This window comes from Ensifer adhaerens (assembly GCF_028993555.1).
Taxonomy (GTDB): domain Bacteria; phylum Pseudomonadota; class Alphaproteobacteria; order Rhizobiales; family Rhizobiaceae; genus Ensifer; species Ensifer adhaerens_I.
The window spans coordinates 1,964,608-1,977,921 of sequence record NZ_CP118610.1 but is presented as its reverse complement, the minus strand read 5'-3'; the positions used below and the strand labels follow the sequence as shown (position 1 = coordinate 1,977,921).

15 protein-coding genes are annotated in these 13,314 nt (G+C 61.7%); 10 read left to right on the top strand and 5 right to left on the bottom strand.

Translation table 11 applies throughout. The annotated features are described in order from the left end of the window. Nucleotides 1-13: 13 nt before the first annotated feature. Nucleotides 14-1,423: an adenylate/guanylate cyclase domain-containing protein gene (locus PWG15_RS09615; protein WP_275024193.1), complete on the bottom strand. Its 1,410-nt coding sequence runs from the start codon at nt 1,421-1,423 to the stop codon at nt 14-16. A gap of 156 nt (nt 1,424-1,579) precedes the next feature. Here PWG15_RS09615 and PWG15_RS09610 point away from each other — a divergent pair, with 156 nt between their 5' ends. The 8 genes from PWG15_RS09610 (at nt 1,580) to PWG15_RS09575 (ending at nt 9,989) form a co-directional block, all read left to right on the top strand. Further along, entirely contained in the window at nt 1,580-3,049 is a 1,470-nt protein-coding gene (locus PWG15_RS09610) for a DUF1254 domain-containing protein (protein WP_275024192.1), read from the top strand. Nucleotides 3,050-3,088: 39 nt separating this feature from the next. Continuing rightward, the gene (locus PWG15_RS09605; protein WP_275024191.1) at nt 3,089-4,426 is read left to right on the top strand and encodes a DUF1214 domain-containing protein; all 1,338 of its coding nucleotides are present in this window, start codon (nt 3,089-3,091) and stop codon (nt 4,424-4,426) included. A gap of 88 nt (nt 4,427-4,514) precedes the next feature. Next, the gene (locus PWG15_RS09600) at nt 4,515-4,925 is read left to right on the top strand and encodes a GFA family protein (protein ID WP_275024190.1); all 411 of its coding nucleotides are present in this window, start codon (nt 4,515-4,517) and stop codon (nt 4,923-4,925) included. A 144-nt stretch (nt 4,926-5,069) separates the two neighbouring features. Then, complete coding sequence (locus PWG15_RS09595) at nt 5,070-6,143, top strand: cyclic nucleotide-gated ion channel (protein ID WP_275024189.1); 1,074 nt, start codon at nt 5,070-5,072, stop codon at nt 6,141-6,143. Nucleotides 6,144-6,330: 187 nt separating this feature from the next. Next, a complete protein-coding gene (locus PWG15_RS09590) occupies nt 6,331-7,164 on the top strand; it encodes a response regulator (RefSeq protein ID WP_043619742.1) in 834 nt (277 codons plus the stop codon). Nucleotides 7,165-7,485: 321 nt separating this feature from the next. Further along, nucleotides 7,486-8,754, top strand: a complete 1,269-nt coding sequence (locus tag PWG15_RS09585) for a GGDEF domain-containing protein (RefSeq protein ID WP_275024188.1) — start codon at nt 7,486-7,488, stop codon at nt 8,752-8,754. Nucleotides 8,755-8,877: 123 nt separating this feature from the next. Continuing rightward, nucleotides 8,878-9,354, top strand: coding sequence for a VOC family protein (locus PWG15_RS09580; protein WP_275024187.1), 477 nt, complete (start codon nt 8,878-8,880; stop codon nt 9,352-9,354). 221 nt (nt 9,355-9,575) lie between these two features. Then, entirely contained in the window at nt 9,576-9,989 is a 414-nt protein-coding gene (locus PWG15_RS09575; RefSeq protein WP_275024186.1) for a DUF805 domain-containing protein, read from the top strand. A 25-nt stretch (nt 9,990-10,014) separates the two neighbouring features. Here PWG15_RS09575 and PWG15_RS09570 read toward each other — a convergent pair whose 3' ends face one another. Further along, on the bottom strand, nt 10,015-10,614 hold the full coding sequence (locus tag PWG15_RS09570) for a YdeI/OmpD-associated family protein (RefSeq protein ID WP_275024185.1): 600 nt from the start codon (nt 10,612-10,614) through the stop codon (nt 10,015-10,017). A gap of 250 nt (nt 10,615-10,864) precedes the next feature. Continuing rightward, nucleotides 10,865-11,869 (bottom strand): GlxA family transcriptional regulator, encoded by a 1,005-nt coding sequence (locus tag PWG15_RS09565; protein ID WP_275024184.1) that lies wholly within the window; start codon nt 11,867-11,869, stop codon nt 10,865-10,867. A gap of 10 nt (nt 11,870-11,879) precedes the next feature. Between PWG15_RS09565 and PWG15_RS09560 the strand changes: the two genes are divergently transcribed. Together PWG15_RS09560 and PWG15_RS09555 are read left to right on the top strand one after the other, a co-directional pair. Continuing rightward, on the top strand, nt 11,880-12,179 hold the full coding sequence (locus PWG15_RS09560) for a hypothetical protein (protein WP_275024183.1): 300 nt from the start codon (nt 11,880-11,882) through the stop codon (nt 12,177-12,179). A 143-nt stretch (nt 12,180-12,322) separates the two neighbouring features. Then, nucleotides 12,323-12,535 carry a hypothetical protein gene (locus PWG15_RS09555; protein WP_275024182.1) on the top strand — a complete coding sequence of 71 codons (213 nt, stop codon included), beginning with the start codon at nt 12,323-12,325 and terminating at the stop codon, nt 12,533-12,535. Between the two features lie 126 nt (nt 12,536-12,661). Here PWG15_RS09555 and PWG15_RS09550 read toward each other — a convergent pair whose 3' ends face one another. Then, the gene (locus tag PWG15_RS09550) at nt 12,662-12,865 is read right to left on the bottom strand and encodes a hypothetical protein (RefSeq protein ID WP_275024181.1); all 204 of its coding nucleotides are present in this window, start codon (nt 12,863-12,865) and stop codon (nt 12,662-12,664) included. 99 nt (nt 12,866-12,964) lie between these two features. Continuing rightward, complete coding sequence (locus PWG15_RS09545) at nt 12,965-13,243, bottom strand: hypothetical protein (RefSeq protein WP_275024180.1); 279 nt, start codon at nt 13,241-13,243, stop codon at nt 12,965-12,967. Between the last annotated feature and the right edge of the window lie 71 nt (nt 13,244-13,314).

Genomic DNA, 13,314 nt, shown 5'->3' with positions numbered 1-13,314 from the left:
AGGCCAGCCGCGCTTACGGGATCAAGAAGATGCTGATCTCGTTGGTGATGCCGCGCAGAGCGACATTGTGCGACTGCGGATTGAGGCCGCGGTCGCTCAAGAGGCTCGATGCGCGCGGGTCCTCGAGCACCGCGCTGGTCGCGAAAATCTCGCGCGAGGTGGCAAGGTGCTGGACGCGCGAAGCGATGTTGACCGTCTGGCCGAAATAGTCCTGGCGCTCGTTAAGGTTGACGGCGATGCACGGCCCTTCGTGAATACCGATCTTCAGGAGCAGGTCTTCAGCGCCGCGCGCGTCGTTCAGTTCGCGCATCGCATCGCGCATGCGCATGGCGGCGGCGACTGCCCGGTCAGGTGTCGGGAAGGTGGCCATGACGGCATCGCCGATCGTCTTGACCACGGCGCCGGCTTCCGCCGCGACGATCTCGTTGACGACGGTGAAATGGGTGCGCACCAGATCGAAGGCGGCGAGGTCGCCGACCCGCTCGTAAAGCTCGGTCGAGCCGCGCAGATCGGTGAACAGGAAGGTGAGGCTGGTGATCTTCAGCCGCTGGTCCACGTCGATCGTGTCGGTGCGGTATATGTCGCGAAACGTCTGGTTGGAAAGCAGTCGCTTGGCGGTGAGGAACGGGCGCCTTCGGCCGAGAATGTCGTGCAACGTGTCGTTGGCGATGCAGACGGAGGGCAGGGTGCGCACATCCGTGTGGTTTTCCACCTGGATGCGTAAGGGCCCCGGTTGCATGGTCAGCGCCTCGTCATGGCGGTGGCCGCGATCGAAGACCAGCGACAGCGTGCGCCGCTCCTTGGTCGGCTCGCCCTTGACGTCGATGAACTGCGCCGCATGCGTCACCGGCTCGAAGACGATGATGAACTCCGCCGGCAGTTGCAGTGAAATGACCGCCTTCTCGCCGGGCGGCAACTCCAGCGCTTCCAGCACGAAATCGTCGATCTGGGCCTCGTAGTCCTCTTCCGGCAGCTCGATGCCGGAGCCCCAGTAGATCTGGCGGAAATATTCAAACGGCGGCAGCTCATGTGGGTTGTGCGCCTCGATGTGCCGGACGCGCGGGTTCACGGTGAAGGTCACCTCCACCATCTCGTCCAGCGTCGGCTCGTAGCCGGCGGCGCAGAGCGAGCAGGTATAGGTGTCGCTCTGCACCGTCTTCAGCGAGGTGTTGGAATCAAGAACGCCGCCGCAACCGGGGCAGAGCACGTTCCAGGAAAGCTCGAAGAGACCGAGCCGGGAGGCGTGCAGGAAAGCCGCGATCACCTTTTCCTCGTTGAGCCCGTGCTCGGCGGCAAAGGCCAGCGCATTGACACGGCAAAGCTTGCGGTCCGGCGCTTCCCGGATGAAACGCTCCAACGCATCGGCGATGTCTGGCTGCACGGTTTGGCGCAGCATGTCGAAGAGAGGCTGGGCTTCACTCATGGTGGTATCTTATACTGAAAATCGCGTGTGGGGCAGACGGTTTGTCGGGGCGGCCCGAGTGCCGGATTCCAGCGCCGGTTTCGCTTTTTGTAACCGTTACGTACTTCCTTCGAGGCGGTGCCTGAAGTCTCCTGTTGGAGAACGGTGGAGGAACCCATGACTTCCAAGAACGCGCTCGCATTCCTGTCCCTCATGACCGCGTTCGGTTGCGCCGGCAGCGCGTCCGGCCTGGACCTGCAATCGTCGCCGCAATGGGCAAGGGCCCTTCCTCCCGGCCCGGACACGCGCGTGAAGGTGACGGAGGCCTATGCGGCACTCGTTGCGCGTGACGCCTATTTCTGGGCCTGGCCGCTCGTTAACGTCTACAATCGCCGGCTCGCCTCTGCCCCGATAAAGGCGCCGGCGCGATCGGGCCCGGTCATCCAGGCCCCGCTCAACACCGTCACCATGCTGACGGATTATGTCGACCCGGGTGAGCGGCTCGTCGCCTGTCCGAACCAGGATGTAGTCTACGGTGCCGGATCGCTGGCGCTCGATCTGTCGCCGGTGGTCATCCAGGTGCCCGATTTCGGCGATCGTTTCTGGGTCTACCAGATGGTGGATACGCGAACCGACAGCATCGTCAGGCTCGGCAAGATGTATGCGACGACGCCTGGATTCTACATGATTGTCGGACCGAACTGGAAGGGCGAGGTGCCCAAGGGCATCACCCAGGTCTTCCGCTCCTCGACCAATAGCGGCTTCGTCGCGCCACGCCTCTTCATGGATGACACCGACGCGGATCGAAAGGCGATCCAGGAGCCGCTGAGGCAGGTGATGATGTATCCGCTGGCGCAGTACGACGGCACGATCAAATCCACCGACTGGGCGAACCTGCCGGGTCCGGCCGAGGCCGCGCCCGTCGGGTCGGAAGAGGTCAAATGGGTGGTGCCGGAAAAGTTCTTCGACGAACTGCCGCTGGTGCTTGCCGATGCGCCGCCGATGCCGGGCGAAGAAGCCCGCTACGCCCAGGTGCTGGCGGTGCTGGAAGCGGCGAAGACCGATCCGAAGCTCAAGGCTGTCATGACCGAGGCGGCGAAGGCCGCGGAAGAAGAGCTGATCAAGCCGCTGTTCGAGTTCCGCAACTACGGCCAGCAGTTGCCGCATCACTGGAGCACGATCTCCAACGAAGCGGCCTTCGGCACGGACTATTTCACCCGCACCGCCGTCGCCAAGTCCAACATCCTGGTCAATTCGCCGAACGAGACGAAGTACTTCTATCAGGATTTCGACGAGGCCGGGACGCGGCTGAACGGCGGCAAGCGCTACACGGTCACCTTCGCAAAGGACGAGACGCCGCCCGTCAACGGCTTCTGGTCGCTGACGCTTTACAACCAGCACCATTTCTTCGAGCCGAACGAACTGAACCGCTATTCGTTGGGCACCAAGAACAAGACGCTGAAGCACAATGCCGACGGTTCGCTCACCATCTATGTCCAGTCCGAAAGCCCGGGAAAGGACAAGGAGGCGAACTGGCTGCCATCGCCGAAAGGCGCCGATTTCTCGCTTTATGTCCGCGCCTATTGGCCAAAGGTCGCCGTGACCGACGGCTCCTGGACGCCGCCGGCTGTCGCGGTGGCCAAGTAAATCGGCCATGTAGTCGTTGCAAACACAATGAGGTGCCCGATGAACACCCTTTGCAAGTACGTGCTTGCCGGCGCAATAGCGCTCTCGCTGCCGCTGCCCTCGATGACGCTGGCGCAAACCTCAGGACAGACCGCACCCGACGAAAAGACGATTGAGGACGCCTATATCTATCTTCTTGGGCGGCTGCTCGTGATCCGTCAGGAGCAGACCGATACCAAGGGTAAGGGCTTCGCCTGGAACACCATCAAGTACAATCCGCTCGGGTCGGCCGATTTCGTCAACCCAAACTTCGACGTTGCCTATCTCGAAGCCTGGTTTGCCAGCGATGACGACGGTGGCGTGCTGCTCGAAGTGCCCGAGATCAAGGGGCGTTACTACACCGCGCAGATCCTCGACGAATGGGGCGAGGTCATCGTCAACATCAACGAACGGACCTTCCCGTCGAAGCCGTTCGGCAAGTTCGCGCTGGTGAGGCCGGGCTCGACGGTGGCGATCCCCGCCGATGCCGCTCGGATCGAGTTGCACTCCGCCAAGGCGAAGATGCTGGCCCGGGTCGAGATCAAGGGTGATCCCGAGGGTGCACTGGCGCTGCAGAAGCAGTTCAAGGCGACGCCGCTCGGCGAGGTGACGCCGGTGCCGGCCCCTGAAGTGCCGAACTTCGACAACCAGACGCTTATCGGCGCCGAAGCGTTCGACAACGTCGACGCGATCCTCGGCAGCGCGCTCGACGTCTCCCCGATCGCGGCGCAAATGCAGCAGCAGGTGCGTTTCGTTGCGGCTTACGTCGCCAGCAATCCGGAGGCGCGCGCGGCTGTCGACAAGGCACTGCGGGACAAGATCGCGCCGGACTTTGTCCAGCATGGCATAGCCAGGACCGTCGAGGTCAAGAATGGCTGGGGTGTCGGTACCCATATTGGGATCTACGGCTCCAACTATCTTCAGCGCACGGTGACCAACTATGCCGGCATCTGGGGGAATTCTCCCACCGAGGTGGTCTATTTCTCGCTGGTGAGCGATGCAGCCGGAAAGCCGGTCAATGGCTCCAACAGCTACGTCATCCACTTCCCGGCCAACGACCTGCCGTCAGCCGTCGTCAACGCCTATTGGTCGGTCATCCTCGTCGGCGTGCCGGATTACCGCGTCGTTCCGAACGACCTCAAGCGATACAACTTCAATAGCAATTCGAAGCTGACGGCGGAGGCAGACGGTTCGCTGAAGATCGCCATCGGCCCAAAGCCGGTCACGGGAGTGGCCGAGGCCAACTGGTTGCCGGCGCCGGAGGGAAAGCCGTTCTCGCTGACCTTCCGCACCTATGTGCCGAAGGACGTCGTGAAGGAAGGGCGCTGGGTGCCGCCGGTCGTTGAAGAGGTGCGGTGACGCTTCGGCACAGACCGACGCCGGGGAACCGAATACGCGCGACACCGTTTTCGTCATGCCGTCAACAGTTGCAGGTCAGGACAAAGCCATGACGCGTCTCTCGGGAAAATGCCTCTGCGGGCAGGTTGAGGTTTCGGTTCGCGGCGAACCAAGTCGCGTCGGAATCTGCCATTGCATGGACTGCCGGAAGGAAAGCGGCTCCGCCTTCACCTTCTATGGCATCTGGCCCGCAGACCGGTTCGAACACAGCGGTGAAACCTCGGCGTTTCAGGGGCGATGCTTCTGCCCGCATTGCGGGTCGCGGGTGTTCTCGGTCGATGAGGTCGAGGCGGAGGTCAAGCTGGGTATTCTCTCGGAAGCGCCGACATCGCTGAAGCCGAGCTACGAGCTCTGGATCAAGCGCCGCGAGCCGTGGCTGAGGCCGGTGGAAGGGGCCGAGCAGTACCAGGAGGATCGACGACCGGCGGGCGATGCGAGCCCGGCCGACATGCGCTATTAGAAATTGGATCGTGCTCCATTCACATCCCCTTAAATGAGCATCGATTCAGGACTAGAATTGTGCTCTAGATCAAAGCGTTACTGCGCTGGTGGCACGTGCGGCCGCGAGATGTCGCCGCAAGGCGAGCGGCCGCTGGGGGAGTGAATGTCGGCACGGCCTTTCCTGAGAATATCCACACCGGTCAACGGGCTGCTCGCAGCGCTCGGGCTCGCGGCCGTAGCGGCTCTGACGACACGCAACATCGGCGCGACGGCGAGGCTTTCGCTCGAGCTTCTGCTCGGCGGCCTCTGGCTTTTTTACGTCGTCCAGCTGGCCGACACGCTCGTCCTGTGGCAAGCCGCCGACCGCCGCACGCCGATCGCGGAACTCCTTATCGATGCGGCCGCGGTGTTCGTTCCGCTTGCCGCATTCCTGCTTGTCGATAGCCGCGATCAAAGTCTCTTTTGCGGCATCTGGCTGTTGAAGCCCTTGCGTGAATCGACCTTCTTCCGGCTGCTCGGCCGCGTCGTGTCACGGGCTGCCCCCAATCTCATCGGTGTGACCTCGCTGTTCGGCATCGTCCTCTTCGGTGCCTCGCTGATCGCCTATCTCATCGAGCGCGATGTCCAGCCCGACAAGTTCGGCAGCGTTCCCCAGGCGATGTGGTGGGCAGTGGTGACGCTTTCGACCACCGGCTATGGCGACGAGATCCCGCAGACTTTGGCCGGCCGGGTGCTCGCCGGTCTGGTGATGATGAGCGGCATCGGCATCTTTGCGCTCTGGGCCGGCATTCTTGCCACCGGATTTTTCGAAGAAGTGCGCCGCCAGGATTTCGTGCGCAATTGGCAGCTGGTGGCGGCGGTGCCGCTGTTCCAGAAACTCGGTTCAGCCGCCTTCGTGGAGATCGTGCGGGCGCTCAGGCCCCGGGTGGTTCCAGCCGGCGCCATCATCTGCCGCAAGGGCGAGGCGGGTGACCAGATGTTCTTCATCGTCGAGGGACGCGTCGCCATCGCGACCTCTTCGCCGACCCCCATCGAGCTCGGCCCCGGCAGTTTCTTCGGCGAGATGGCGCTGATTTCAGGCGAGCCGCGCTCGGCGACCGTCAGCGCCGCCACAGAGGTGTCGCTGCTGTCGCTCTACTCGGAGGATTTCCAGATGCTGTCGAGCAGCAATCCGGAGATCGCCGACGTCATTCGCAAGACGGCCGACGAGCGGCGCGGGGTGGCGCCCCGGCATTGACGGCCGTTGGCGATGGCAGCGTGCGGAAACTGCCATGTCCGCACGCGACCTCGTCATTTCGGCGGTCGCTCATTAACACCAGAGAAAGCCTTTGTCCTCTAGCATGGCGGCTGCAAGTTACAGTGACTTTGCGGGCATGAAGAACGCTTGGGCGCTGTTGGGGGACACTCTTTTACATAGGCGTTCAATGTCGTTTTTTGGCGTTTCCGGAATGTACTATTCCGGCGAATCCCTTGCCGAGCACCGTATCGTGCTTGCCGAGGACTCCAACCTCTTCTCGTCGATGGTTTCGAAGCGGCTGAAAGAGCTGTTCGACATCGATGTCATCGTCTGCCGCGACTATGATGACCTGCAGTTCGCCGTCGAAAACGCGACTTTTCCGGCGTCGCTCGCCATCTCCAACATCAACCTTCCGGGGGCGGAGAACGGTGAGGCGCTCAACTACCTGATCGACATGAGCGTGCCGACCGTCGTGTTTACCGGTTCGTTCCAGGAGTCGACGCGCGAGAAGATCCTCGCCAAGGAGATCGTCGACTACGTGATCAAGGACAGCGTCTTTGCGGTCGACATGCTGGCGGAATCCGTCTGCCGCTTCCTCACCAACCACAAGCACCATGTGTTGATTGTCGACGATAGCCCGACGGCGCGCGCGCTTCTGACGACGCAGCTCAAGCGCTACAACTTCCGCACCAGCTCGGCGGAAAACGGTGCGATGGCGCTCGAACTTCTCAAGAACAATCCCGACATCGGTCTTGTCATCACCGACTACAACATGCCCGATATCGACGGCTTCGAGCTGACGCGGCGTATCCGCGGTTCCTACGGGCCGCATCAGCTGCGTATCATCGGTGTTTCGTCCTCCACCAACCGGCTGCTCTCGGCGCGTTTCCTGAAAGCGGGCGGCAACGACTTTGTTGTTCGCCCCTTCGTCAACGAGGAATTCTACTGCCGCGTCAACCAGAACCTGGACACGTTGACGAAGATCCGCACGCTCAGTGAAAAAGTTAGGGTTCCCGCGTAGGCCATTTCGCCAAGGCGGGAAAAACCCCTAAAATTTATTGGGCACGTGCATCAAAAATGCCGCGCCCAGGTTGCTCTATTAACGAAATTGCAATCCGATCGGTCTTCAATCCGCCCCAGCAGGAGCGGGGAGCCCGGTCACACCAGACCACGCCGGCCAATAGGTCGGCGCGGTCAGTGGCAGGGTTCATTCATATTTTTCGGAGCCAGCGTCACCCCTTTGAGGGAAGCACGCCTGCGGCTCGAGAGGGGTTGCAGGGACGTGAGATTGCGCCGCACGCCAGGCCGGGTGAATTCTGTGCAAAAACACAGCGACAAGCGCATGCTCCTTGTCGAAGATTCCCGGATGTTCGCGACGGCGCTGAAATACGGACTCGAGTCCGTCCACGGCATCCGCGTCACCCATTGCAACTCGCTCGCCGCGCTCCGGGAGACGCTGGAACAGGCGCCGGAAAGCTTCTCGCTCGCCGTGCTCGACCTCAACCTGCCGGATGCGCCCAATTGTGAGGCGCTCGAATTCGTCCTCGACCACCAGGTACCGGCCGTCGTCTTCACCGCGGCCTTCAACGACCAGACGCGCGAAGAAATCCTCGGACGGGGCGTGCTCGATTGCGTCATCAAGCATCAGCCGGAATCGATCAATCTGTTGATCGGCGCCGTCGACCGCGCGCTCACCAATGGCAAGACGACGGTGCTGCTTGCCGATTCCGATGCCGCCTCGCGCAACGAGCTTGCCGGGATCCTCAGAAGGCAGCGGATTTCCGTCTGCGAAGTCGCGTCGGCTGCCGATGCGCTGCAGGTGCTCGACTGCGGCGAGGCGGTCGATCTCGTCGTCACCGATCTCGATCTCACCGACATGACCGGTGCCGCTCTGCTTGCCGAAGTGGAGCGCCGGCAGGGCGACGGCGCACTGCCGGTCATCGGGCTTTCCGACAGCGGCGATCGAAGGGCCGGCGCCCGTTTCCTGGAGGCGGGCGGCACCGATTTCATCCAGAAACCTTTCCTCGAAGCCGAGTTCAACGGCCGCATCGCGCAGGCCGCCGGCGTGCAGAAGCGCCTTCAGACCCTGCAGCGCCAGGCGGCAAGCGACTATCTCACCGATCTCTACAATCGTCGTCACTTCTTCCTCGCCGGTCCGCGCCTGGTGGACCAGTGCCTGAGGCGCGGCGAGCCGACGGCGATCGCCGTGCTCGACATCGATCATTTCAAGCGGCTCAACGACACCTATGGTCACGAGATCGGCGACATCGTGCTGAAACACGTCGCCAAGCGGCTTTCGGTGCTGGTGGGCGAAGAGCACCTGCTTGCCCGGCTCGGCGGCGAGGAATTCGGCATCCTCTTCAACGGCTGCGATGTCCGCCGCGCCTTTGCCTTCTGCGATGCACTGAGGCTCGAACTGGCGAAATCGCGCATCGTCGCCGACGACGAGGAACTGACGATCACCGTCTCGATCGGCCTTGCCACCATCGAAAGCTCCGAGTCCTTCGAGAACTACCTGCACGCCGCAGATCAGTTCCTCTATATGGCCAAACACGCCGGCCGGAACCGGGTGATCTCGGAACTGGCCCTGCTCGACGCGCTGGCCTCGTAAGCTCCCGGGCCCGAGCCGCAGGTTCGCCTTCCGAAAAAGATGCGCCACGTGTCGACTTGGAACGGAGTCGAACGTCCTTCGGTTGCCACACATGATCAAGCGGTATGAAGAAGGAGCCGACGCATGACGACTGTCGTTTCAAATCTCTGGTTTGCGAAGGAGGCGCGCGAGGCCGTCGACTTCTATATTTCCCTCGTTCCCAACTCGGCAATCACCCGCATCAGCACGCTTCCGGCCGAAAGCCCGAGCGGGCCGCCCGACAGCGTGACGATCATCGAGTTCATGCTTGGCAATCAGCAGTTCATGGCGCTCGAAGCCGGCCCCCTCGATCCGTTCAACCACGCCTTCTCGATCATGATCCAGTGCGACAGCCAGGAGGAGATCGACCGGCTGTGGAGTGCGATCCTCGATAGCGGCGGCGAGCCCGAGCAATGCGGCTGGATCCGGGATCGCTGGGGCCTCTGCTGGCAGATCGCGCCGCGGGTCCTCGGCGACATGGTCGCCCATTCGGATCGCGCGCGCGCCAAGCGCGCGACGGAGGCGATGCTCGGCATGATCAAGCCCGACATAGCTGCACTGGAGCGGGCCTTCAACGGTTAGGGTCTGGCTCGTTCGTGAGCGGAGGGCGCGGCAAGCGAGCTTTGCCCCGCCTCCGACGACTATCAAGACGGTCAGGTCAAAGGCAACTTGTTGGCACAACCATGAGGCGCTTTCTGACATCATGACATCTACCCGTTTATTAACGGACCTTCTATATGACGATGACGGCCGCTCAGCGCGGGCGCGCTTGGAAGCGGGCAGGCGGATGGGGAGGGGACGACATGAATTCGCAGACGTTTACGAGTTTTGATGGCCGCATCGGGCGCCAGACCTGGTGGTTGGCGCAGATCGTTGTCTGGATTGCGACGGCGGCTGCGGTGTTTGCCGGAGCGGCGCTGTTGGCGCTTTCTGGCGTCGATAACTATGCGGCGGGCTTCAGCCTCATGCATTTGCTTGTTTTCGTCATCCTCATCGCAAACCTCTATTTCAGCTTCACCGTCAACACCAAGCGCTGGCACGACCATGGTCGTTCCGGATGGTGGAACCTTGCGCTTTTCGTTCCGGTCGTCGGGCCGCTGTTGGGCCTCGTCATGCTGGGTTTCCTTGCGGGCGAAGAGGGCAACAACCGGTTCGGCCCACCGGTCATTCGCAATATGGCAGGTGCGGTCCAGCGCTTCGGTCGCGCCGGCCAGTGATGCGGATGCGGCGCGGGCGCCCGGTCTATTTCCGCACTTGCGGGTAGATCGTCTCGCCGCGTTTCAGCATCTCGACGAAGGTCGCGATCTTCTTCTTGCGGCCGGCCTCGGTCTTCATGTTGTGGGTGCGGAAGGCGAGCGCAAAGCGGTTCTGGGCGCTGAGCTTGCCCAGCATTTCGCGGGCCGCGGGTTCGGCATCGATCGCGGCCTGCAGGTCGTCGGGGATCTTCATGTCCTTGCCGCTGGCATATGCCCGGTCCCAGCGTCCGTCGGCCTTGGCCGCTTCAACCTGGCGCAGACCGTGCTCGGTCATGCGGCCTTCGGCAATCAGCCGTGCGACGTTGTCGACGTTGATCTGGCTCCAGATGCTCTTCTTGCCGCGCGGCGAATAACGCTGCAGGAAGCTCTTGTCGTTGAGCCCCTTGCGCACGCCGTCGATCCAGCCCCAGCAGAGCACCACATCGATCGCCTCCTTCGGCGTGATCGAGGCGAGGCCGGAGTTTACCTTGTGGGTCTTGATCCAGACTTCGTTTTCGCTTTGATGATGGGCGCTGAGCCAGTCGTAAAAGCTCTGGAAATCCCTGAATTCGCGGACATTGGCGGGATTGATTTCGACCGGTGCCATAGACGCATTGCTCCAAGCTGCTGAAACGGCGACCATTCAACCGAAAATGGCGGTGCGTGCAACGGGGTGAAGGCGCCATCACCCGGCTCCGTCATCCCCGGGCTTGACCGCATGTCGCACGGAGGCGTGGAGCCTGGATGCTCGGTTCAAGCCCGAAGATGAAGAAGAGGAACAGGCGCTGTTCCAATAGCGACCGCTAGAAAAAAAAGGGCGGAGAAACCCCGCCCTTCCGTTGTCGCTCTCTTGCTCTTTACCGCGCCATCTGCAGCGTCAGCTTGCGGTCGGCGCGCTCCTGCTGCGGCGAGCGGTTGTAGAGTTCGCGATAACACTTGGAGAAATGCGAGGCGGAGACGAAGCCGCAGGCAACCGCCACTTCGACGACCGGCATCGACGACTGGATGAGCAGATGGCGGGCGCGGTCGAGACGGATCTCCAGATAGTAGCGGGCGGGCGACCGGCCCATTTCCTGGCGGAACAACCGTTCGATCTGGCGGCGCGACAGATCGGCGCCTTCGGCGATTTCGAGCAGCGAAAGCGGCTCAGCGAGGTTGGCCTCCATCAGTTCGATGATCGACAGCACCTTGGCGTTCTGCACGCCGAGGCGGGCGCGCAGCGGCAGGCGCTGGCGGTCATGGGGCCCGCGAACCCGGTCGGTCAGCGCCTGTTCGCAGACACGGTTGACGAGGTTCTCGCCAAAATCTTGGTCGATCAGGTTCAGCATCATGTCGAGCGAGGCGGTGCCGCCGGCGCAGGTGTAGATGTTGCTGTCGATTTCGTAGAGGTCGGCATAGACGTCGACCTGCGGGAAGCTTTCGGAGAAGCCCGGCAGGTTTTCCCAGTGGATGGCGCAGCGCTTGCCCGTCAAAAGGCCGGCAGACGCCAGCACATGGGCGCCGGTACAGAGGCTGCCGACGGCGACGCCGCGGTTATAAACTTCGCGCAGCCACGCATTGACCGACTTGTTGTTGAAATCCTCGACATAGATGCCGGAACAGACCAGCACCATCGACGGACGGTTTTCGCCGCCGAGGAATTTGCGTTCGTCGGTCAGCGACGAGTTGACCTCGAGTGCGATGCCGCTGGAAGAGAAAACCTTTTCGCCGTCCGACGAAGCGAGGCGCCAACTGTAGGCCTCGTAGCCGAGCATGCGGTTGGCGATGCGGAGCGTTTCGATCGCGGCCGAAAACGGCAGCATGGAAAAGTTCGGCACCAGGAAGAAGACGAGAGAACGCTTTTTGGTCAGTGGCTTGTTCATGAGGCTTCCCATGCTTGGCGATGCGGGTATATTCGTCGCTTGGAAGATACTCTTCGGCTTGTCTGTTTGCGACATTCGCATGGAAAGCAGCGACCGCAAAGGGATTTCGCATTGCGACATCGCGCGGCAAAAGGCGGTTCGGCCGGCCTTTGAGGCTTTTGTAAGGAAAGCGACAGTTTTGCCGGGGCCATTGACGTTATCTGACAAGAACCGCCAGAGATACGCAACAATCACAAAGAACCCGCCAGGGTTGTGTTTCCCGATTGCGACGCTCAGACGGCTGGCGCGGGTGTCGGTAAGAGACAAGTGAACCTCTTGCGATCACCGGCTAGTCTGATTCACGGCACAGCGAGGAAAGGTGCGAGCCAAATCGGCCGATGATCACACACCATTGGCGGCGTGTGCTTTCGACATTACATGCGAAGCGGCAGTCTCTTTGGAAGGGTACTTTGCGTGGGGCAGAATCAGCCAACAATTCTGGGGCGCATGGCCTCGCTGGTGAAAGTCCTGTGGACGGTTTCGGTCATCATCGCAGCAACCGCCATCGGTGCCCACGCCGGGTGGGTGGGCCACGGCATCGTGGGGGCGTTGGCGCTCGGGTTCGTGGGGCTTGTCGCCGGCTGCTTCCTCAGCCGGCCGTCGTTTCTCGCTCAGTTCCTGACTTAGGCCGCTTTGCGTTTCGGATTGCGAGACGGCACGTTCGAGCGCAAAGAAAAAAGGCACCGCCTCCTCGGCGATGCCCTTCGATCGATCCGCAACGTGACGCTCAGAAGAGGCAGGTCACGCCGTCGTTCATTGTTCGGTCTTATGCACCGCATCGTCCACCGACGGGAAGCCGATGTCCTTCAGGGTGTCATAGGACAGGTTTTCCAGTGCCCGTTCCTGGCGATGGCGCTTCCACGCTGCCCAGGCACGAACCTGCAGATTGAAGAGACCCGGGAGGGACGAGTGGGAGGATGCCCGTTCCGAGGCCGATGAAAACTGAGTGTTGGACATTTCATGGCTCCTTCTGAGTGTCTCAGCAGGTCGCGACCACGATGGTACTTATGCCGCAACCTGATCTATCATTCCAACGAATATGTTTGATGCTTTCCATCAAACATGGTGATTGATTAGCGGGTCCGCAAACATCACATCGTCACGGACTCTCTTCGGCAGTCTGGCGAGTTCGCGGCGGGCTTCCACCCGGTTTCGCGCGATCTGTTTTTCGCGTCGCTGCCTGGCAACACCGTCAAGCACGGCGATCATTTGGGTAAGGGCGTTGAGGACCATGTCGTTGCTCCTTCGATGCTCAATTTGTACCACTACCGGCGACACGGGGCTGTTACAGAGGGAACTCTTCGAAGCGGCGATAAAAAGCGCGGCGGTGGACATGGGCTTCTCCTTCCTTTCTCGTCCTTGAGCTTGACTATCGGTCATCGCTGATGTTCAATCAAACGAAATGA

Excerpts from the sequence above, each read along its gene's own strand:
- PWG15_RS09615 (WP_275024193.1), bottom strand. The coding sequence starts at position 1,423 with ATGAGTGAAGCCCAGCCTCTCTTCGACATGCTGCGCCAAACCGTGCAG.
- PWG15_RS09610 (WP_275024192.1), top strand. The coding sequence starts at position 1,580 with ATGACTTCCAAGAACGCGCTCGCATTCCTGTCCCTCATGACCGCGTTC.
- PWG15_RS09605 (WP_275024191.1), top strand. The coding sequence starts at position 3,089 with ATGAACACCCTTTGCAAGTACGTGCTTGCCGGCGCAATAGCGCTCTCG.
- PWG15_RS09600 (WP_275024190.1), top strand. The coding sequence starts at position 4,515 with ATGACGCGTCTCTCGGGAAAATGCCTCTGCGGGCAGGTTGAGGTTTCG.
- PWG15_RS09595 (WP_275024189.1), top strand. The coding sequence starts at position 5,070 with ATGTCGGCACGGCCTTTCCTGAGAATATCCACACCGGTCAACGGGCTG.
- PWG15_RS09590 (WP_043619742.1), top strand. The coding sequence starts at position 6,331 with ATGTCGTTTTTTGGCGTTTCCGGAATGTACTATTCCGGCGAATCCCTT.
- PWG15_RS09585 (WP_275024188.1), top strand. The coding sequence starts at position 7,486 with ATGCTCCTTGTCGAAGATTCCCGGATGTTCGCGACGGCGCTGAAATAC.
- PWG15_RS09580 (WP_275024187.1), top strand. The coding sequence starts at position 8,878 with ATGACGACTGTCGTTTCAAATCTCTGGTTTGCGAAGGAGGCGCGCGAG.
- PWG15_RS09575 (WP_275024186.1), top strand. The coding sequence starts at position 9,576 with ATGAATTCGCAGACGTTTACGAGTTTTGATGGCCGCATCGGGCGCCAG.
- PWG15_RS09570 (WP_275024185.1), bottom strand. The coding sequence starts at position 10,614 with ATGGCACCGGTCGAAATCAATCCCGCCAATGTCCGCGAATTCAGGGAT.
- PWG15_RS09565 (WP_275024184.1), bottom strand. The coding sequence starts at position 11,869 with ATGAACAAGCCACTGACCAAAAAGCGTTCTCTCGTCTTCTTCCTGGTG.
- PWG15_RS09560 (WP_275024183.1), top strand. The coding sequence starts at position 11,880 with ATGCTTGGCGATGCGGGTATATTCGTCGCTTGGAAGATACTCTTCGGC.
- PWG15_RS09550 (WP_275024181.1), bottom strand. The coding sequence starts at position 12,865 with ATGTCCAACACTCAGTTTTCATCGGCCTCGGAACGGGCATCCTCCCAC.
- PWG15_RS09545 (WP_275024180.1), bottom strand. The coding sequence starts at position 13,243 with ATGTCCACCGCCGCGCTTTTTATCGCCGCTTCGAAGAGTTCCCTCTGT.